The organism is Methylosinus sp. LW4, from assembly GCF_000379125.1.
GTDB lineage: Bacteria > Pseudomonadota > Alphaproteobacteria > Rhizobiales > Beijerinckiaceae > Methylosinus.
The window spans coordinates 1,640,588-1,659,783 of the sequence record NZ_KB900626.1; the positions used below are offsets into that span (position 1 = coordinate 1,640,588).

General features: G+C 65.8%; 21 protein-coding genes. 8 read left to right on the forward strand and 13 right to left on the reverse strand.

From position 1 onward, the window contains the following. Window positions 1-6 precede the first annotated feature (6 nt). From METLW4_RS0108300 to METLW4_RS0108320, 5 genes are all read right to left on the reverse strand, one after another. Complete coding sequence (locus tag METLW4_RS0108300; protein WP_245258425.1) at window positions 7-1,488, reverse strand: type II and III secretion system protein family protein; 1,482 nt, start codon at window positions 1,486-1,488, stop codon at window positions 7-9. A 31-nt stretch (window positions 1,489-1,519) separates the two neighbouring features. Continuing rightward, a complete protein-coding gene (gene cpaB, locus METLW4_RS0108305; RefSeq protein WP_018265746.1) occupies window positions 1,520-2,308 on the reverse strand; it encodes a Flp pilus assembly protein CpaB in 789 nt (262 codons plus the stop codon). Window positions 2,309-2,463: 155 nt separating this feature from the next. After that, complete coding sequence (locus METLW4_RS0108310) at window positions 2,464-2,970, reverse strand: A24 family peptidase (RefSeq protein WP_026191355.1); 507 nt, start codon at window positions 2,968-2,970, stop codon at window positions 2,464-2,466. Window positions 2,971-3,110: 140 nt separating this feature from the next. After that, entirely contained in the window at window positions 3,111-3,275 is a 165-nt protein-coding gene (locus METLW4_RS24410; protein WP_043332460.1) for a Flp family type IVb pilin, read from the reverse strand. 144 nt (window positions 3,276-3,419) lie between these two features. Then, window positions 3,420-3,584 carry a Flp family type IVb pilin gene (locus METLW4_RS0108320; RefSeq protein WP_018265749.1) on the reverse strand — a complete coding sequence of 55 codons (165 nt, stop codon included), beginning with the start codon at window positions 3,582-3,584 and terminating at the stop codon, window positions 3,420-3,422. A 261-nt stretch (window positions 3,585-3,845) separates the two neighbouring features. Between METLW4_RS0108320 and METLW4_RS0108325 the strand changes: the two genes are divergently transcribed. From METLW4_RS0108325 to METLW4_RS0108335, 3 genes are all read left to right on the forward strand, one after another. After that, window positions 3,846-4,286, forward strand: coding sequence for a pilus assembly protein N-terminal domain-containing protein (locus METLW4_RS0108325; RefSeq protein WP_245258426.1), 441 nt, complete (start codon window positions 3,846-3,848; stop codon window positions 4,284-4,286). Between the two features lie 77 nt (window positions 4,287-4,363). After that, a complete protein-coding gene (locus METLW4_RS0108330) occupies window positions 4,364-4,993 on the forward strand; it encodes a TadE/TadG family type IV pilus assembly protein (protein ID WP_018265751.1) in 630 nt (209 codons plus the stop codon). After that, the gene (locus METLW4_RS0108335; RefSeq protein ID WP_018265752.1) at window positions 4,990-5,742 is read left to right on the forward strand and encodes a TadE/TadG family type IV pilus assembly protein; all 753 of its coding nucleotides are present in this window, start codon (window positions 4,990-4,992) and stop codon (window positions 5,740-5,742) included. The genes METLW4_RS0108330 and METLW4_RS0108335 overlap by 4 nt, the downstream gene beginning before the upstream one ends. Window positions 5,743-5,749: 7 nt before the next feature. Here the strand turns inward: METLW4_RS0108335 and METLW4_RS0108340 are convergent, their stop codons facing one another. Then, window positions 5,750-7,249, reverse strand: a complete 1,500-nt coding sequence (locus tag METLW4_RS0108340) for a phosphomannomutase/phosphoglucomutase (protein ID WP_018265753.1) — start codon at window positions 7,247-7,249, stop codon at window positions 5,750-5,752. A 612-nt stretch (window positions 7,250-7,861) separates the two neighbouring features. Between METLW4_RS0108340 and METLW4_RS0108355 the strand changes: the two genes are divergently transcribed. Continuing rightward, window positions 7,862-8,401, forward strand: coding sequence for a cytochrome b (locus METLW4_RS0108355; RefSeq protein WP_018265756.1), 540 nt, complete (start codon window positions 7,862-7,864; stop codon window positions 8,399-8,401). Window positions 8,402-8,445: 44 nt separating this feature from the next. Here the strand turns inward: METLW4_RS0108355 and METLW4_RS0108360 are convergent, their stop codons facing one another. The 5 genes from METLW4_RS0108360 to METLW4_RS0108380 all read right to left on the reverse strand — a co-directional run bounded on the left by METLW4_RS0108360 (window position 8,446) and on the right by METLW4_RS0108380 (window position 12,613). Further along, window positions 8,446-9,219 (reverse strand): DUF4261 domain-containing protein, encoded by a 774-nt coding sequence (locus METLW4_RS0108360; protein WP_018265757.1) that lies wholly within the window; start codon window positions 9,217-9,219, stop codon window positions 8,446-8,448. A 129-nt stretch (window positions 9,220-9,348) separates the two neighbouring features. Beyond that, window positions 9,349-10,191 (reverse strand): hypothetical protein, encoded by an 843-nt coding sequence (locus tag METLW4_RS0108365; protein ID WP_018265758.1) that lies wholly within the window; start codon window positions 10,189-10,191, stop codon window positions 9,349-9,351. Beyond that, a complete protein-coding gene (locus METLW4_RS0108370; RefSeq protein WP_018265759.1) occupies window positions 10,188-11,234 on the reverse strand; it encodes a glycosyltransferase family 4 protein in 1,047 nt (348 codons plus the stop codon). Before METLW4_RS0108370 ends, METLW4_RS0108365 begins: the two co-directional genes overlap by 4 nt. Beyond that, entirely contained in the window at window positions 11,231-11,629 is a 399-nt protein-coding gene (locus METLW4_RS0108375; protein WP_018265760.1) for a 6-pyruvoyl trahydropterin synthase family protein, read from the reverse strand. The genes METLW4_RS0108370 and METLW4_RS0108375 overlap by 4 nt, the downstream gene beginning before the upstream one ends. Before the next feature lie 12 nt (window positions 11,630-11,641). Beyond that, window positions 11,642-12,613, reverse strand: coding sequence for a zinc-dependent alcohol dehydrogenase (locus METLW4_RS0108380; RefSeq protein ID WP_018265761.1), 972 nt, complete (start codon window positions 12,611-12,613; stop codon window positions 11,642-11,644). Between the two features lie 128 nt (window positions 12,614-12,741). On the opposite strand from METLW4_RS0108380, the gene mdoH reads away from it, so the two are divergent. After that, entirely contained in the window at window positions 12,742-14,541 is a 1,800-nt protein-coding gene (gene mdoH / locus METLW4_RS24415; RefSeq protein ID WP_018265762.1) for a glucans biosynthesis glucosyltransferase MdoH, read from the forward strand. 8 nt (window positions 14,542-14,549) lie between these two features. Then, a complete protein-coding gene (locus tag METLW4_RS0108390) occupies window positions 14,550-14,873 on the forward strand; it encodes a hypothetical protein (RefSeq protein WP_018265763.1) in 324 nt (107 codons plus the stop codon). On the opposite strand, the gene METLW4_RS0108395 is transcribed toward METLW4_RS0108390, so the two are convergent. Then, window positions 14,852-15,340: a cupin domain-containing protein gene (locus METLW4_RS0108395; RefSeq protein ID WP_018265764.1), complete on the reverse strand. Its 489-nt coding sequence runs from the start codon at window positions 15,338-15,340 to the stop codon at window positions 14,852-14,854. The two genes, METLW4_RS0108390 and METLW4_RS0108395, sit on opposite strands and share 22 nt — an antisense overlap. A 340-nt stretch (window positions 15,341-15,680) precedes the next feature. On the opposite strand from METLW4_RS0108395, the gene METLW4_RS0108405 reads away from it, so the two are divergent. Both METLW4_RS0108405 and aat read left to right on the forward strand, forming a co-directional pair. Beyond that, window positions 15,681-17,630: an acyl CoA:acetate/3-ketoacid CoA transferase gene (locus METLW4_RS0108405; protein ID WP_018265766.1), complete on the forward strand. Its 1,950-nt coding sequence runs from the start codon at window positions 15,681-15,683 to the stop codon at window positions 17,628-17,630. A gap of 187 nt (window positions 17,631-17,817) precedes the next feature. Further along, window positions 17,818-18,528: a leucyl/phenylalanyl-tRNA--protein transferase gene (gene aat / locus METLW4_RS0108410; protein WP_018265767.1), complete on the forward strand. Its 711-nt coding sequence runs from the start codon at window positions 17,818-17,820 to the stop codon at window positions 18,526-18,528. Here the strand turns inward: aat and METLW4_RS0108415 are convergent. Then, entirely contained in the window at window positions 18,500-19,174 is a 675-nt protein-coding gene (locus tag METLW4_RS0108415) for a DUF2155 domain-containing protein (RefSeq protein WP_018265768.1), read from the reverse strand. The two genes, aat and METLW4_RS0108415, sit on opposite strands and share 29 nt — an antisense overlap. Window positions 19,175-19,196 lie beyond the last annotated feature (22 nt).

Consider the following 19,196-nt stretch of genomic DNA (forward strand, 5'->3'; position numbering starts at 1 on the left):
GCGCGCTCAGTCCTGAATGAAGCCGACGCGGCCCTTCAGGCGTGGAACCGCTTGCGGATGTTGGGGATTGGCGTAGAGCCGATTGACGCGGCCGAGCAGCCAGGCCTGCGGATCGCTGGCGTCCGCGAAGCCGTCGTCCGGCCGCGCCACATCGCGCGCCTGGATCGAGCGCGCGATGAAGGGCGTGACGATGATGAGCAGCTCGGTCTCGTTGCGCAGATAATCGCGCGAGCGGAACAGCGTTCCGAGCACCGGCAGATTGATGAGGCCCGGCAGGCCGTTGATCGCCTGATCGGACTTCTGCTGCAGCAGGCCCGCAGTGGCGATGGAGCCGCCGGACGGAAGCTCGACGCTCGTCTCGTTCTTGCGAGTCTTGAAGCCGGGAACGGTCACGCCATTGTAGGTCTGCGCGCCTTGGTAATCGACCTCGGTCACTTCCGTCGCGAGATGCAGGAGAATGCGGCCTTCGGCGAGCACAACGGGCGTGAAGTTCAGCGACACGCCATATTGCTTGAACACGATGCCGACCGTGCAGAGGATCGAGCCGCTGATACAATTGCCATTGCCGGGCACCGCGACCTCGCCGCCGACGGTGAATTTCGCCGACTCGCCGGAGACCGCTGTGACGGTCGGCTCGGCGAGGATGCGCGAGACGCCGTAGCGCTCATAGGCCTGCAGAGTCGCAGAGGTGCTGTTGGGGCCATTGAGGCTCAAAGCGCTCGAGGTGAGAGCGGAATTGATGGCGAAGGGATTTTCCTGAACCAGCTTGCCCCAGCCGCCCGACAAGATCGCCTCGCCGCCGGATTTGGCGGAGACGCCCAGCTGCTTGATTACACGGCGCTGCACTTCGGCGACCGTGACCTTCAGCATCACCTGATCTTGCGTGCTGATGGTGAGCGCATTGACGACGAGGCCGTCGCCGCCCGCGCCATTGCCCTGCGCGGAGGACGCGCGCGCGGCGAAGCCCTTGGCGATGTCGACGGCGCGCTGCGCCTCCGAGGCGGATTCGACCGTGCCGGTCAAAATGATCGTGTCATTGACCGTGCGCGTGGTGATGTTGGATTTCGGCAGAGCGGCATGCAGAAGCGGCCCGAGCTCGCCGACGTCGCGGCCGATACTGATCTCGAGATTGGCGATCTGCCGCCCGGCGCGGTCGAGCGCGAAAATCGTCGTCTGGCCCGTTTCGGCGCCCATTATGTACAGCTTGCGCGCCGAGCGGGCGACCGCATTGGCGACCTTCGGATTGCCGACGACGATCTCCGACGCCTCCGCCGGAAGATCGACGATGATCGACTTGCCGACGCCCATGGCGATGCGTCGCGACATCATCGCCTCTGCGCTCGACTGGACGCCCCCTTTTTCCTGGCCAGACGCCGGAATGGCTCCGAGCGACGCCCCGGCGAACGCGAGCATCGCGAGCGCCGCCGCCCCCGACAGCCGACGCGCCGACCCTCCCATTTTCGTCGTTCCGCGTTCGATTTTCGCCATGTGGCGCTGTCCTTCGATGAGCCGCATCGCCTCAGCGCGTGCGCAAGGTTGTTGGGAAGCCGAAGCGCACGACCGTCAATGAATCGTCCGCCGCCGAAGCGCGCTTGTCGTCGTCATGCGCGTCCGCCATCGAGCGCAGCATCAGCGCCAATTGGCCGGTGCGCTGCGCGAGGATGACGAGCTCGGCCTGCCGCGGCTCGAGATCGAGCGTGGCGGTCGCGCCGGTCACGACGGATTCGCCGTTCTTCGTCTCGACCATCGGCCCGATCGCCATCACGCGCACATTGGTGAGAATGACTTCCGACGAGAGATCGGCGGAGCCGCCTTCACGGCCGCGATCGCTGTCGCGATAAGTGCGCATCACATCGACATGATCATTCGGAAGAATGAAGCCGCCCGCCGTCGTGTTGGGCGAGATGTCGATGGCGACCGCCCGATGGCCGGCGGGAAGCAGAGTGGACATCAGGCCCGCGGTCGGACCCTTGACCAGACGCTCGCGCCGCACCGGCTCGCCATTGGAGATCGGATTGCGGACATAGGAGCCCTGCAGATCTTCCTTGGCGTTCGGCACCTCGCTCTTGCGCAGCACGCCCGGCGGCACCGCGCCCATCGGCCAATCGATCCAATTGGTGTCCGGCTCGCCGAGCGCGGTTCCATAGGAGAGATCGCGCGTCGCCACGAGAACCTTGTCGGTCGGCGGCGGCGTGGGGATCATCTGAACGATCTTCGGCGCCTCTGGCGGCGATCCGTTCATCATCAGGAAGGCTCCGCCGCCCGCCACGACGGCGACGCCGAGAACCACGATCTGCGCCTTGTTCATCTGCTTCCAGTCCGATCGCCCCGGCTAGAGCGGAGCATTCCGAATGAAAGCGGAAAAACGTCAAATTATGGTTAATCGCCGGTAAGACGACAGGCTCTTTCGCATTGCGAAGCCCATGTGTCTCGCGGCTCTCGGCGAAGAGCCGGGCGATAGGCTCATGCGGCGGCGAGCAGCGCCCAGAGCTGAGAATTGGGATAGACGACGACGCCGGCGATCGCGAGCGCCACGCCGTAAGGAACGCCCTCGGCGGCGTCGCAAAGATGGGCGAGGCGCGGCGATTGGGCGACGAAGCGCGGCTCGAATCGCCGCAGCGCGAGAATCGCTATGGTCAGCGCGCCGCCGGCCAGAGAGGCGATGAGCGCATAATCGGCGAGCTGCTCGAAGCCGAGCCACAGCGCCGTCGCGGATGCGAGCTTGGCGTCGCCGCCGCCCATCCAGCCGCGATTGAACATAAGGAAGGTCGCAGCGAGCACCGCCGCCCCGCAGGCGACATGCGACGCAACGCTGTCGAGCGGCATGCCGAGCCATGCGGCGAAAATCGCGAACAGCGCGCTGAGCGCCAAGGAGACGCGATTGGGAATCGTCATGGTGAGGAGATCGGCGAAGGCCGAAAACGCCATAAGGGCCGGAAAGAGGATTAGCGCGGCGGGGGCTGCGATCATCAGTGTCGTTCCTGTCGCCGCGCCTTTCTCTTTTTGCGACAAAGGCGCCTCTCGAAGTCGCTTCGGCGCGCTCGGATGAGCGCGCGATTCGCGCGACGCGCGGCGAGGAGCCGACGCGCGCGCACGATTCGGGCGATCGCTCAGCTGAGGTTCTGAGCGATCTTGTTGAAAGTCTCCGACAGATTGCTGCCGACGAGCTTCACGGCGGTAATGATAATGACCGAAATCAGAGCGCCGATGAGGCCATATTCGATAGCCGTGGCGCCCGATTCATCGTCCAGGAATTTCAAGACCGACAATTTCATCGCCTTCTCCCAATATAGGGCGTCGTAATTCGCCGCCCATGCGCCGAGCCGGCCGGCTCCGTTCACGAGCCGGCCTTCGGCGGAAATGCGCGCATTGAAATGATCTCGGCGCGGGGAGGCGACGAGATCAGCGCCCTTCAGACCTCAGCTCAGATTCTGAGCGATCTTGTTGAAGGTCTGCGACAGGTTGCTGCCGACGAGCTTCACTGCGGTGATGATGATGACGGAGATCAGCGCGCCGATCAGGCCGTATTCGATGGCGGTCGCGCCGGACTCGTCCTTAACGAACCGCGAAAACAAGCTCTTCATACTCGTGCTCCTCGCTCTATTGACTGAGTTCGGCGGCGTCGCTCGATCGAGCCCGTTCGCCGGACAGGACGAGACCCTACGTAGAACTTCTTGCAAACGCGTTAATCGCATCATCGACCTATGAAGCTCGCGGCGCGAAACGTCGATCCACCTCATTTTCAGCAATGATTCACTATTACGTGGTTTTGTTCGACACGAAGCCTCGCAAAGGCGATGATTGTTCAGAGGTGCGTGATGCGCTCGACTCGTTTCCATGGATATTTGGCATTATTGGTCGGCGCGACCGTCACCGCCGGCGTCGCTATGGCGCGCGAGGGCGAAAAACGCGGCGTTTTCGTGGACGTGGACCGCGCTCGCGTGGTGCGCATGCCGGAAGGCGCGCAAACGCTGATCATCGGAAATCCGCTCATCGCCGATGTGACGATGCTGAAGACCAATCGTCTCATGGTCGTCACCGGAAAAAGCTTCGGCTCGACCAATCTCATCCTGCTCGATCCGACGGGCAATCAGGTCGGCGAGGAGATCATCACCGTCACCCAGCCGATGGACAAGCTCGTCGTGCTACGCGGCTCGCGACGCGAATCCTACGCTTGCGCGCCCGATTGCGCGCCGGCCGTCGATCTCGGCGACGACAAGGACTATACGGCGCGCGTTCTCGAGGCGGTGAAGCAGCACGAGGGCTCGTCCTCGCCCAAGCGCTGACGGGCATCGCCGAAGGCGCGCATGGGAGATCAAAAGGGGCGGCTGCGAAACGCCCTTTCGGGCCGTGGGTTCGAGGCATGAGCGGAGACGAAAATTTGTCGCGACAGCCGACGCGCCGATTCGCCGCGAGCGTGATTCGCTTCGGGCGCGACCGGAACGGGGCGCTCGCGGTCGAGTTCGCCATGGTGCTCGTGCCGATGCTCGGGCTGCTCGGCGCGATTTTCGAGACGGGAATCGTCTATTTCAAGAGCCAGCAGCTGCAGGTGACCACAATTCATGCGAGCCGCGCCGTGCTGACGCACAGCCTCGCCAACATGACCTATCAGAATTTCATCGACAAATATGTCTGCACTTGGCAGGCCAGCGGCGTCGTCGCGGCCGGCACGTTGAGCACGTCCTTCGATTGCTCGAAGATTCTCGTCGATATCGCCGATGTCGGCAATGGCTCGGGTTGGTCCAGCGCCTCGACCTCCAATTCCTTCTATTCGTCTCCTCCGGCGGCGAGCTCGACGATCACGATGCCGGCCTCCGGCCATGTCGCCGTCGTGCGCATCGTCTATCCCATGCCGGCGGTGACGGCGATTCTCACCGGCGGCATTTTGACCGGCATAACGCTCGGCAAAACGACGGGCGGAGAGGTCACATATAACAGCCGATGGACGCATCTGCTGTTCGGCGTCGCCGCTTTTCGCGTGGAGCCGACATGAGCGCGTCGCCGGCCCAGCGCCGCGACGCGCGCGCCTGGCTGCGCGAGGAGCGCGCCTTCGCGGCGGTGGAATTCGCGCTCATGCTGCCGTTGGTGCTGGTGATCTATCTCGGCCTCGCGGAGCTGGCGCTCGGGCAGCGCGCGAGCCAGAGGCTCGATCTCGTCGCGCATACGCTCTCCGATCTCGCCGCGCAGCAATTAACCGGCGGCTCCAATTCCGGCCAGGCCGGAATGGACGAGACGACGATTCAGGCGATCTTCTCCGCCGCGACGACGCTGATGTCACCGCTGCCGACCACCACTCTCAAAATGACCATCTCGGAGGTCACGGTCAGCGCCGACGCCACGCAGACGAGCGGCTTCAAGGCGAGCGTGAATTGGACGATCGCCAAGAACTCGGGCACGCTGCGCCCTTGCAAGATCAATGGCGTCGCCAAGCTGAACGCGGCCGATGTCACGCCTATCGATCCCAATTCCATGCCGACGAGCTATACGAGCGCGAAATCGGTGACGCTGGCCAACGCCGGCGGCGGCACGACGACGACCAGCGTGACGCCGACCATCGGCTCGATCATCGTCGCCGATGTGAGCTACAGCTATCAGCCCTCATTCAGCCGCACGATCACCTGGCTGAAGTCGGCGGCGCCGCTGATGTCGCGCACCAGCTATTCGCCGGTGCGCAACACCTACAGTCCCAATCATGTTCAATATTACATGACGAGCGGAACCAACTGCTCCACATCGCCCTGATAGGCGGTCAGATCGTCTGATTATAGGCGCCGACCTCGGGGTTCTCGCGCAGCACGGCGTCCACCGCATGGAACATCTCGCGCATGCGCGCCTCCGACACCGGACTCTCGACGACGACCACCAGCTCCGGCTTGTTCGATGAGGCGCGCACCAGTCCCCAGGTGCCGTCGGCGGTCGTCACGCGCACGCCATTGACGGTGACGAGATCGCGAATCTTCTGCCCGGTGAAGGCGACGCCATCGGCCTCCATTTTCTGGAAGCGCGCGATCACCTTGTCGACGACGCCATATTTCGTCTCGTCGGCGCAATGCGGCGACATGGTGGGCGAGCCCCAGGTCTTGGGCAGAGCGGCGTAGAGATCGGACATGGACTTGCCTGGATTGCGATCGAGCATCTGCAGCACATGCACCGCCGTCAGCAGACCGTCGTCATAGCCGCGGCCGACCGGGGCGTTGAAGAAGAAGTGGCCGGACTTCTCGAAGCCGGCGAGCGCCTTCAGCTCGGTCACGCGGCGCTTGATGTAGGAATGGCCGGTCTTCCAATAATCGGCCTTCACATTGCGCGAGATGAGCTCGGGATCGGTCGCGAACAATCCGGTGGACTTCACGTCGACGACGAAGGTCGCGCCGGGATGCAGCTTGGAGAGATCGCGCGCCAGCATCACGCCGATCTTATCCGCGAAAATCTCCTCGCCCGTATTGTCGACGACGCCGCAGCGATCGCCGTCGCCGTCGAAGCCGAGACCGACATCGGCGCCGCTCTCGCGCACCTTGTCGGCCATGGCGTGCAGCATATGCAGATCTTCGGGGTTGGGATTGTAATGCGGGAAATTATAGTCGAGCTCGGTGTCGAGCGGCACGACCTCGCAGCCGATGCGCTCCAAGAGCTTGGGCGCGAAGGCGCCGGCCGTGCCATTGCCGCAGGCCGCGACGACCTTCAGCTTGCGGGAGAGCGTCACGCCGGAAGCGAGATCGTCGAGATAGATCTGGCCGAAATTCTCGACATAGCGATAGGAGCCGCCCTCGGCGGAACGGAAGGCGCCGGCGAGCACGATCTCCTTGAGGCGCGTCATCTCCACCGGGCCGAAGGTCACGGGACGCTGCGCGCCCATCTTCACGCCGGTCCAGCCATTGTCATTGTGCGAGGCCGTGACCATGGCGACGGCGGGAACATCCAGCGCGAATTGCGCGAAATAGGCCATGGGCGAGAGCGCGAGGCCGATATCGTGCACGCGCACGCCGGCGGCCATCAGGCCGGAGATCAGCGCGAGCTTTATGGAGGCGGAATAAGCGCGATAGTCGTGGCCGGTGGCGAGCTCCAGCGGCACGCCCATCTCATGGAGCAGCGTGCCCAATCCGAGGCCGAGCGCCTGCACCCCCATGAGGTTGAGCTCCTTCTCGAACAGCCAGCGCGCGTCATATTCGCGAAAGCCCGTCGGCTTCACGAGCGGCGTCGTCTCATAGGCGTAAGTGTTCGGGGCGAGATCGGAAACGGGGGTCGGAAACATCGCATCTCCTAAAGGACGAACCTCGGTTCGCATGCACATAAGGGAAAAACGCCGCCGCGCCAAACCTCGGCGCGTCGATCCGCCGCGCGGCGCGGGCGAAACGAAACGACATATCCGACGCATCTGCCCGGCTTCCGATCCATCGGGACAAAAAAATCAATCAGGACGCGAATAGGCGCGACATCGGCCGAGCAATGGCGGAGGACGAATTAGCGGCGTTTCATACGGATATGGAATCGAGCGCCGATATATGACCATTTTACGTCGGCGAGCCGAAAAATATAGAAAATATTCTTTGCGCCGCGCTCTGCGTTCTCGGCTGCGCCGTTGCGCCGGCAGGCCCTGCGACGGCTGCAGCGAGAAAAGCGCGGCGAACCATCGTGGTTCGCCGCGCCGGCCGCCTGGCGCACATGGGGGACGCGCCAAGCTAGCTCTCGATGACTCTCATAGAGTCAAAACGCTTTTCGGGGAGATCGGAGCGCGGTTCAGCTATAGGCCAGGACGCCGTTATAGTCAACTATTCCTATGGGATTTACATAGTAATTCTGAGGCCAATTGCGCATTCGCGGCGGCTGCGCGATCATCGCCGCCGCGACGGCACGGAGGATTCGCATGGTCGAGCGACAGCCCTATTCGCCTCTCGCCAAGGCGCTGCATTGGATCATCGCCGCGCTGGCGCTGACGTCCCTGCCGACAGGCATAGTGATGGCCGATCTCGACGAGGGGCCGTTGCAGAACAATCTCTTCGTGCTGCACGAATCGCTCGGCGTCATCGTGCTGGGTCTGATGCTTCCCAGGCTTCTCGCGCGGCTGCGCCATCGGCCGGGCTCCAGCGCCGATCTGACCCCGGCCGAGCGCATCGTCTCGAAGGCGACGCATCGCGGGCTCTATCTGCTGCTGATCGCGACGCCCATCGTCGGCTGGCTGGCGCTGTCGGCCTATGGACTCGGGCCGAGCTTCTTCTGGCTCGGCCATCTCCCCGCGCTCCTCGCCAAGAACGAGCCGCTGTCGAAGCAGCTCTTCGAGCTGCATGAGAGTCTCGGCTGGGCCTTGCTGGCGCTGATCGCGCTGCATGTCGCCGGCGTCATCCGCCATCGCATCGCCGGCGACGAGGTGATCTGGCGCATGCTTCCCGAAGCCTGGCGCAAATAGCGAAGCGCGGGGACGAGCGACGCGTCCCCGCCGATCGCGCTCTCTCAGGCGTGGCCCTGCGTCGGGAAATACAGCCGGTAGACTTTCTGCCCCGGCGCCACGACGGATTCCTCGTGCCGCACGATGATCTTCGTGTCGGCGTCCGGGCCGATGGTCTCGCCATCGCCGAGCACGGCGCCGGCGTCGACGAGATAAGCGGCGATATCGATCAGAAAGCCGTTCAGCTCGCTGGGATCGTCCTTATAGCCGCGGGTCTCGATCTCCATCAGGCCGAAAGCCGTGAGGCCTTTGGTGATGGCCGAAACGCCGCCGTCCGGGTCGCGACCGAGCGCCACCGCGACGAGGAAGGGGATCGGCGGCTGGTCGCCGCTTTTCGACACCACCTCGGCGACCAGCGCGGCCGGCCAGAGAGCGTCGGAGCCGGCGAAATGCACGGCGCAAGCGGCGGGCGTCGCCTCGATGACCGCCGAGACGGCGCGGCCGAGCAGGAGCGAGCGGGTCTTGGCGTCGGCGCCGCCGGTCACGGCCACTACCAAATGGCCGGCATGGCCTTCGATCGCCGGCCAGACATCCTTCCAATGCCAAGCGTAGGCGACGCAAGGATCGTCCTCGGCGATGGGCGCCGGCGCCGCCACGCCGCCGATGGCCAGCATGGCGCCGTCGACGAGAAACACGCTGGTTCCACCGGGGATTTCCTTGTCCGGCGTCTGCGCCTGCGGCAAGTGCCGACGGATCGCGGCGGCGAGCGCCTCCCCCTCGGGAAGCAGCCCGTCCTTCGAGAGGACGAGCGCGAGCATTGTGTCATTGGGGGCGGCCATTCTGGGCTCCGGGTGAAAGGTGAGAATTGACGCGAGAGGCCGAAGCGGACTCTCCGCCCGATTGCCCCATGTCGGGAACCAATTCCTTTCTAGCACAGATGGCGCCATGGCCGCGCCGACGTCCCGGCCTCAACCGCCCTTCGGCTGCGCGAAGAGATCCGAATGTCCGATCTCGCAGGCCTCGGCGATCCGACGGGCATGACGCCAATCCTCGACGATCCCGGCCGAAACCTCCCCGGTCTCGGCCACGGCCGCCGCCGAGCCCTCGGCGAGAGCGGCGATCAGCGCCGCCTCCGCCGCGCCGAGCCGCCAGGGGCTCGGCGCCGTCTCGACGCTATAGCCGAGCGCCTCCAGCGCTTTCGCCAACAATTCCGCCGCGCGCGGCCCGGCGGCAGGTCCAAAGCCCTTGTCGCGCGCCTGATGGCGGTGGAAGGCGGCGAGCATCGGGGCGTCATCGACGTGCGGCGGCGTCCAGCGCTCCTCGCCGGAATAGCTCAGTATCGCATAGAGCGGCAGGCGGCGCGCCGCGATCTGCGCCGCGAAGGCCTCGAGCCATTGCGCCGAGACGAGATCGAAAAAAGCCGCCGAGGTCACGAGATCGATCATTCCGTCGAGCGCCGCCCCTGCCCCGCCGGAGAGATCGGCGATCCGAAACGCGACCTCGAGTCGTCGCGCGCCCTTGGAGAGGATCAGCGTCTCGCCCTCCTCCGCAGCGTCGGCCCAGGCGATGAGGCGCGCTCGCGCGGCGGCGAGCAGCGCCGGATCATGATCGACGAGACGCCATTTCTGGCGCGCCGGCAGATGCTCGGCGAGGCCACGCAGATTGGAGCCGGCGCCGCAGGCGAGATCGACCACGGTCAGAGAGTCGCGATCCGCGAAGGCGCGCGCGACGCTCTCGCGCAGGATGGGATTGCGCGCTACGTGGTCGGCGCTCTCGCGCAGATCGAGCCATTCGGCCGAGAAACCGCTCATGCCAGCCCCCTCGTCACGTCCGCGATGATGCGCGCCGTCTCTTCCCAGCGCGGCAGCGCCTGCCCGGCGCGCCAGGAGGCCTCGGCGAGCCACGCCCGCAAGGCCGAATCCGCAATGATCGCGCGCAGAGCGTCGCGCAGCGCGCCGACATCCCCCGGCGGGATTTTCAGCGCGGCACTGTCGGGGATGGTGTCGCCCGCGGCGCCTCCCGTCGTCGCGACAATGGGCAGCCCCCGCGCCAGCGCCTCGGCGAGCGCCATGCCATAGCCCTCATGGAGCGATGCGGAGACGAAGACATCGGCGCCATGATAGGCCGCGTCCAGCGCCTCGCCGGAAAGCTCGCCGCGCAGAACGATGCGCCCGCCGAGGCCCTTCGCCTCGATGAGCCGAGCGAGGTCGGCCGCCGTCTGCGGCGAATGGCCGGCGCCGCCGACGATGGCGAGGCGCCAGTCGAGATCGGCGAGGCCGCTCAGCGCCTCGACCAGAAGATGGAACGCCTTGCGCGGAATGATCGAGCCCACGGCGAACAGCGCCGGCGCGCCGCCCGAGCCCTCCGCTCGCGCGGCCGGATCGGTTCCCGGCGGCGCGATGGTCAGCTTGCGCTCGGACGCGCCGAAATCGCGGATCAGCGTCTCGCCCGTATGCGCGCTGGTGGCGATCACATGAGCGGCGCGGGCCAGCGCCCGTCGCTCGCTCTCGCGCAGGGCCGCCGCGCGCTCCGGCGCGAGGCCCGCCTCGAGGCAGAGCGGATGATGGCAGAGCGCCACGATCGGCGCCGCAATGGATGCGATCGCCGTCTCGGAGAGCGCGCCATAGGCGAGGCCGTCGATGAGCGCGACATCATCCGCCGTCAATTCACGCTCGAGAAACGCGGCGACGGCGCGCTCCTCCGCGGCCGTCGGATGCGGAAATCCTCCCGGCAGAGCGAGATGGACCGCCGCGACGCCCTGCCGCGTCAATTCCGCGAGCACGCGGCGGTCATAGCCATAACCGCCGGTCCTCGCCTCTATGTCTCCCGGAATGGCGAAGACGATGCGCCTCACACGGCGCCCTCGAACCAGGCGCGGGCGACATGGGATTCGTGCAGCGTCACCCGAATGCGCGAGATGCCCTCGCCGCCCGGCCCGAGCGCGCCCGAGCGGGCGGCGGCGGCCATGGCGTCGAAAATATGCCGCGAGAGAAATTCGGTCGTCGTCTGCCGGCCCTTGAACTGCTCGATCTCGTCGAGATTTTGATAGTTCAGCGGCGCCAGCGTCGCCTTCAGCGCGTCATGGGCGCGGCCGATGTCGACCACCACCTCGTCGACGGTGAGCGTCTCGCGAAAAAACGCCACATCGACGACGAAGGTCGCGCCGTGAAGGCGCTGCGCCGGGCCGAACAGCTCGCCCTTGAAGCTATGGGCGATCATGATGTGGTCGCGGACTTCGACTGCGTACATTTTCTTCTCCGTTCAATAGCGAAACAAGGTGGCGAGGCCGCTCGCCCCGGGCGCGAGAATGCGCTCCAGCTCCCGCGGCGCGTCGGCGAAGGGAATTTCCTCGGTGATGAGCGCGTCGAGCCGCGGATCGGCGAGCAGCTCCAGCGCCTTGTCGAGCCGGCGGGCGTAGCTCCAGCGCGGCCGCCGCGAGGGCGCGACCTGCCCCACTTGCGAGGAGACGAGCCGCAGCCGATTGGCGTGAAAGCCGCCGCCGAGCGGGGCGGAGACCTGCCCCTCCCCATACCAGCTCAATTCGACGATCGTCGCCTCCAGCCCCGCCGCGGCGAGCGACAGCGCCAGCCCCTCGGAGGAGGCGCTGGCGTGGAAGACGACATCCGCGCCGAGGCCCTCCAGCGCGTCGGCGCCGACGAATCGCGCGCCGAGACTCTCGGCGATCTGCGCGCGAGACTCCTCGCGATCATGGATCAGCACCTCGGCGCCCGGCAGGCGCGCGGCGAGCGTGGCGACCAGCAGGCCGAGAACGCCGGCGCCGATGACGGCGATACGGTCGCCCGGCCCGGCGCCCGAATCCCAGAGCCCGTTCAGCGCCGTCTCCATATTGGCGGCGAGCGGCGCCCGGCGCGTCGGCGTCTCCCGCGGAATCGGCCGCAGCATGGCGACGGGCGCAACGAAAAAATCCTGATGCGGATGGAGGCAGAAGACGTCGCGGCCGAGAAGGCCGGCCGGCCCCTCCTCCACGCGGCCGACGGCGCAATAGCCGTATTTGACCGGAAAGGAGAATGCGCCCTCCTGAAACGGCGCGCGCATGCGCTCCCATTCCGAGCGCGGCGCGCGGCCTTCGAAGACAAGCCGCTCCGTGCCGCGGCTGACCGCGCTCCACGAAGTCCGCACCAGCGCCTCCTCCGGTCCAGGCGGAGCGAGAGCCGCAGCGCGCAGCGCCGCGCTCCGTGGCGCCTCGATCCACAGGGAATGCGCCTCTTTCATACCATTAAAGTAGGATTTTTCCGATTCGCCCAATTTACAAACCTCGTGCTTCGCGGATATTGCTAGAGCACGGCGGCGATGCGCGCCAGCCGATTTTCCCGTGTTCTGCATAGGAAACGACGACGCGAATGACCGCCGCCGCCCCCGCCGGCCTCCAGAGCCGCGCCGAACTCTTTCGGCGACGCCTGCTGGTCGCCGCGATCGACGCCGCCGTCTATCTCGCTTTGCTGATCTGGCTCGCCGATATTCTGGGGCAAGACGGCTGGAGCGTCATCGACGCCGCGATTCTCTTCTGCTTCGCCATCGCCGCGCCCTGGAGCGTGCTCGGCGTCGGCAACGCCGTTCTCGGCTTCTGGCTCCTGCATTTTCATCCGCGCCCGCTCGACAGCGTCGCGCCCTTCGCCCGCGCCGGCGACACGCGCCGCCGCATCCGCGCGCGCACGGCCGTCACGCTGACGATCCGAAACGAGGACGCCGCCCGCGCGTTGACGCGGCTCGCCGCCATGAAGGCCGATCTCGACGCGACCGGCGAAGGCGCACTCTTCGATTGGTTCGTGCTGAGCGACACCACCGATCCGCGCATCGCCGCGCAGGAAGAGACCGAATTCGCCCGCTGGCGCGCGGCCGAAGGCGCTGAGGCGTCACGGCTGCATTACCGCCGGCGCTCCGACAATATCGGATACAAGGCCGGCAACATCCGCGATTTCTGCGAGCGTTTCGGCGGCGCCTATGAATTCATGATTCCGCTCGACGCCGACAGCCTGATGGATGGCGGAACGATTTTGCGCCTCGTGCGCATCGGCGAAGCCTATCCGCGCATCGGCATTATTCAGAGTCTCGTGGTCGGCGCGCCGTCGCGCTCCGCCTTCGCGCGCGCCTTTCAATTCGGCATGCGCGCCGGAATGCGCAGCTACACGATGGGCGCAGCCTGGTGGGGCGCCGATTGCGGCCCCTTCTGGGGACACAATGCGCTGGTGCGCATCGCGCCATTCGCGCGGCATTGCGATCTTCCGCGCCTGTCCGGCGGACGGCATATTCTCTCGCATGACCAGATCGAGGCGGCGCTGATGCGACGCGCGGGCTATGAGGTGCGCGTGCTGCCGATAGAGAGCGGCAGCTATGAGGAAAATCCGCCGACGCTGCTGGAATTCATGCGCCGCGATCTGCGCTGGTGCCGCGGCAACATGCAATATTGGGAGCTGCTCTCTCTTCCGGGACTGCTGCCGATGAGCCGCTTTCAGCTCGTCTGGGCGATCAGCATGTTCATCGGCGCGCCGGCCTGGACGGCGATCATCCTGCTCGGCGCGCTGCTGCCGCTGGTCGAGGACGTGTCGCGCTTTCCGTCCGGCTCGGCGGCGGCGCTCTATCTGCTGTTTCTCGGCTTCTATCTCGCGCCCAAGCTCGCCGGCTATGCGGATATAGCGCTGACGCCGGGCGGCGTGCGGCGCTATGGCGGCGCGATCCGCCTGCTCGCGGGCGCGACGCTCGAGATCGTCTTCTCCTTCATCATCGGCGCGGTCACGACATTCGGCGTCACTCTGCTGCTCGCGCGCCTCCCCTTCGAGCGCGACGCGGGCTGGAGCGGACAGGCGCGCGACGCGCATGGTCTCGGCGCATGGGAGACAGCGCGCGCGCTCTGGCCGGCCTTCGCTTTCGGCGCATTCGTCCTCGCCGTCGCCGGACTTTCCGCTCCGTCGCTGGCCTTATGGTCGGCGCCGCTGACCTTCGGCTATGTCGCCGCGATTCCCTTCGCGCTCGCCAGCGCTTGGCCGCGTCTCGGCGCCTGGTTCACGCAGGCGGGGCTCTGCGGCGTCCCCGAGGAATTCGCGCCGCCGCCGATCTTCGCCCGGCTGCGCGCGCCGCAGCGACGGGAGACGGCGCCAGAGCCTCTGGCGATCGCCCCATCCGAAGAACGCATTTCCGCATGAGGGATCAGATGGAATCGGACCTTCGCCCAGGAGACGCAGCGCGCAGAGAAGAGCTGCGCGCCTCGCTGCGCGTGCTGCGATCGGAGAGCGCGGACGCATCGGCCCCGCGCATAATGGCGCCGCGCCGGCTCGTCGTCGTGGCCCCGCGGCCGGCCGCTGACGAGCCGCTGCCGCCGGCGCAGCGCGTTCTCGCATCGGCCGCGCTGGCCGGGCTTCTGCTGATGGCGGTCGCGGCGCTCTCGGACGCGGCCGCCCATGCAATGGACGCGATGGAGCCGCGCGCCATCGCGTCACTGGAGATGGGCCGCTCTCACTTCGGCTTCGGCCAATAGCCCTGCGGCGCGCCCGGCGCCCCGACCTGCGTCGTCTCCACCGGCCCTTCGCCGGTGATCTGAATGACGACCTCCTCCTCGCCCGCGCCGTCCCAATGCACGCCGCCGGCCGGATGCAGCACATAGGAGCCCGCCTTCACAGGCCGCGCCTTTTTGAAATCCAGCTCCTCGCCGACGCCGTTCCACCATGTTCCCGAGACCACCACCGCATGGCGGTCCTGCGAATGAAAATGCGGATTGGAATGGTGTCCGGGCGGGAAGCGCACGCGCACCACATAGACGCCGGGCTTGGACGGATCGCCGAACAGCACCGCCTGGGCGGGGCCGACGCCGAGCGGGCTCTTGAATTGAACCTCATCGGCGGGCTTATAGACGAAACTCTTTTCCGGCTCCGCGCCGATGGGCAGGGTCTGGCCGAGGACCGCCGTCGCTGCGGCGCCCGCGAGGAGAAATCTGAGCTTGGTCATGGTTTGCTCTATGGACGCCGTCAGAAAATATCGCAGTTCGGCCGCGTCTCGCCGACCATGAGCGCAGCATAGTCGCTAAAGCCTATAAGATAAATATGAGAATGAACGTCGCATCGCGCCCGCGCGGCGCCGCAGCGCGCGCGCCGAGCTGCGACGCGGAGCCGCAGCGTTTTGCGCCGTCGCGGCTCTGCGGCAATTTCCTGACGCTATTGCGAAACCCTGTCGCAAACTCTAGTGTCGAGCCCGGTTCGAACCCGGCGCCCTATTGATTGCGGAACGCGGGAATGACAACGCCCGCAGCCTTCGCCCTGCCGGGCGGCGAAGAGGAAACCCGAGGGAAATGAACAACAAGAACAACAAGGTCATTACAGCCGACGAAGCGATTGCGCTGATCAGCGAAAATGACGTTCTGACCACCACCGGCTTCGTCCAGAGCTGCATTCCCGAGGCGCTGCACGCCGCGCTAGAGAAGCGCTTCGTCGAGACGGGCGGACCGAGCGGCCTCACGCTCATCATGACCGCCGGCGCCGGCGACAGCAAAGGGCTCGGCACCGGCCGCCTGCATCATGAAGGCCTGCTGCGCCGGGTCATCGCCGGCAATTTCGGCCGCATGCCCAAGGTCGCCCAGGCCGCCGCGGAGAACAAGATTCTCGGCTACAACCTGCCGCAGGGCGTCATCTCGCAGCTCTATCGCGCCTGCGCCGCCGGCCAGCCCGGCCTCTTCTCCAAGGTCGGCCTCTATACTTATGTCGATCCGCGCTTCGGCGGCGGCCGCGTCAACGAAGTGACGACGGAAGAGATCGTCAAGCATGTCGTCATCGACGAGGAAGAGTGGCTGTTCTACACGGCGACCAAGATCGACGTGGCCTTCATCCGCGGCACCAGCGCCGATCCTTCCGGCAATATCAGCATGGAGAAGGAGGCGCTGACGCTCGACGTGCTCGCCCAGGCGATGGCCGCGCATAATAATGGCGGCATTGTCATCGCGCAGGTCGAGCGCATCGTCGAGGCCGGCTCGATTCGTCCCAAGGACGTGAAGGTTCCGGGCATTCTGGTCGATTGCGTCGTCGTCGCCGACCAGCCCGAGCTGCACCGGATGAACTACGGCGTGATGTATAATCCGGCGCTGGCCGGCGAGATTCGCGTGCCGGTCGAGAGCATGGCGAAAATGCCGCTCGACGCGCGCAAGATCATCGCGCGCCGCGCCGCCTTCGAGCTGCCGCCCAATGGCGTCGTCAATCTCGGCGTCGGCGCGCCGGAGGGCATTGCCGCCGTCGCCAATGAAGAGAAGCTCACCCCCTTCATCACGCTGACGACGGAAGCCGGCGCCATAGGCGGCGTGCTCGCCTCGGGCTCCTCCTTCGGCTCGGCCACCAACGCCGATTCGATCATCGATCAGAACACGCAATTCGACTTCTATGACGGCGGCGGTCTCGACATGACCTGCCTCGGCATGGCCGAATGCGACGAGCAGGGCAATGTGAACACCAGCCGTTTTGGCGGACGCCTCAACGGCTGCGGCGGCTTCATCAACATCAGCCAGAACGCGCGCAGCGTTGTCTTCGCCGGCACCTTCACCGCCGGCGGGCTCGACATTGCGATTCAAGATGGCGAGGTGAAAATCCTCAAGGAAGGCCGCGCGCGCAAATTCCTGAAATTCGTCGAGCAGGTGACGTTCAGCGGCAAATATGCGCAAAAGCGCGAGCAGCCGGTGATCTATGTCACCGAACGCTGCGTCTTCCAGCTGACGAAGGAAGGTCTCGAGCTGATCGAGATCGCGCCGGGCATAGACATAGAGCGGGACATTCTCCCGCATATGGACTTCAAGCCCATCGTCAAGCATCCGATCCTGATGGACAAGCGCATCTTCATCGACGAACCGATGGGACTGATCTCCGATCTGCTCAATCTCGATCTGCAAGATCGCGTGAGCTATGACGCCGATCGCAATATTCAGTTCCTCAATCTCGAGGGCTGGAGCGCGCGCTCCAAGCGCGACATCGACGATCTGCGCAAGATGCTGATCGACGCCTGCCAGAAGATCGGCAAGCGCGTCAATCAGGTCGTCAATCTCGATAATTTCCGCATCAGCGAGCATCTCTACGATTACTATGCGGAGATGATCCAATATATGCTCGAGAATTATTATGTGACGACGACGCGCTACACGACCAGCGCCTTCCTGCGCTTGAAGCTCAAGGAAGCGCTGAGCAAGCGCGGCATCGCTCCGCATGTCTTCGAGCGCAAGGAGGACGCGCACAGCTTCCTCGAGGTGATCGGCGAAGGCTGACGACGCAGAAGACGCGCGGCCTATGCGCCCTCCCCTTCACGGGGAGGGTCGGCCAGCGATAGCTGGGCGGGGTCGGGTTCAACGACGAAGACGAGGGGGCTCGTCCCCCTCGCGAGCGCCCGCTCTATCGCTCACCCCGGAACGGAACGCTCTCGATTCCGGCGCGCATTGCGCTACAATCTGTGGAATGTCGCGCCCTTCACACGCAGATTACGCCATCACGCCGCAGATTTTGCTGCGCGCCTATTCCATCGGCCTTTTCCCTATGGCGGAGAGCGCCGAGGAGGAGCAGCTCTTCTGGGTCGATCCCCAGGAGCGCGCCATTTTTCCGCTGGATGCGTTCAAGGTCTCGCATTCGCTCGCCAAGACGATCCGCTCGGATCGTTTCGAGGTGCGGGTCGACACGGATTTCGACGCCGTGATCGCGGCTTGCGCCGCCTCCGCGCCCAAGCGCGAGAACACTTGGATCAATTCCGAGATCAAGCGGCTCTATCGCAAGCTGTTCGACATGGGCTTCGCCCATACGGTCGAATGCTGGCGGGAGGGACGGCTGGTCGGCGGCCTCTATGGCGTGTCGATGCGCGCCGCCTTTTTCGGCGAGAGCATGTTCCACACCGAGACCGACGCCTCGAAAGTGGCGCTGGCGCATCTCGTGGCGCGGCTGGTCAAAGGCGGCTTCCGCCTGCTCGACACGCAATTCATGACCACGCATCTCGCTTCGCTCGGCGCGGTCGAGGTCAGCCGCGACGCCTATCACGCTCTGCTGGAGCAGGCTTTGTCGGTCTCGGGCCGCTTCGCCGCCTGGCCGGACGAGGCGGCGCCCGTCCCCGGTCGGGAGATCGTCGCCATTCTGCGGCCGGAGCCGACGCTCAGAACGGAAAAGGCGAAGGCGCCGTAGCGGGGGCCGGAGCCGGCGGCTGCTTCTTTTTCTTCTTCTTGGGCTTTTCGGCCGGGGCCGCAGCGGCGGGCTCGGCGCTCTCCGGGGCCTTGGCGCCCTCCGGCGGAACCGAATCGCGCGGTCCGATCGGCGCAGCCTCGACCGGAACGGGCGCGACCGGCTCGACCTTGCGGGAGCGGGAGCGTTTCTTCTCCGGCGCGGGGGCGGCGGGCGCCGCCGCGGCCGCAGGATCGGCCGCCGGCGCCTGGACGATCTCCTTGCCGCCGCGGCAATCGACCAGCCACACATCATAGACGGGGTGCTCGACGCCATGCAGGCCCGGGCTCGCGGCGAACATCCAGCCGGAGAAAATCCGCTTGGCTTCGTTCTTCCCGGCGTCCTGCTCGTCGACCTCGACGAAGCTGGTCGTCTGCGGCGCCTCGGTCTGCGGGCGCGTGTTGCAGACGCGCGGCGTCACCTGAAGCGAGCCGAATTGCACGGTCTCGTCTATGGCGACGTCGAAATTGATGATTCGACCCGTGGTCTTGTCGAGCCCGGCGAAAATGGCGGTGGGATTGCGGATGGGATCGGCGGCCGCCGCGCCGAGGCCGACGAGCAAGGCGGCCCCGGAAAGAGCGAAACGCAGGCGGAAGCAGCGGGAGATCATATCGGCTCTCGTTTCCGATCTC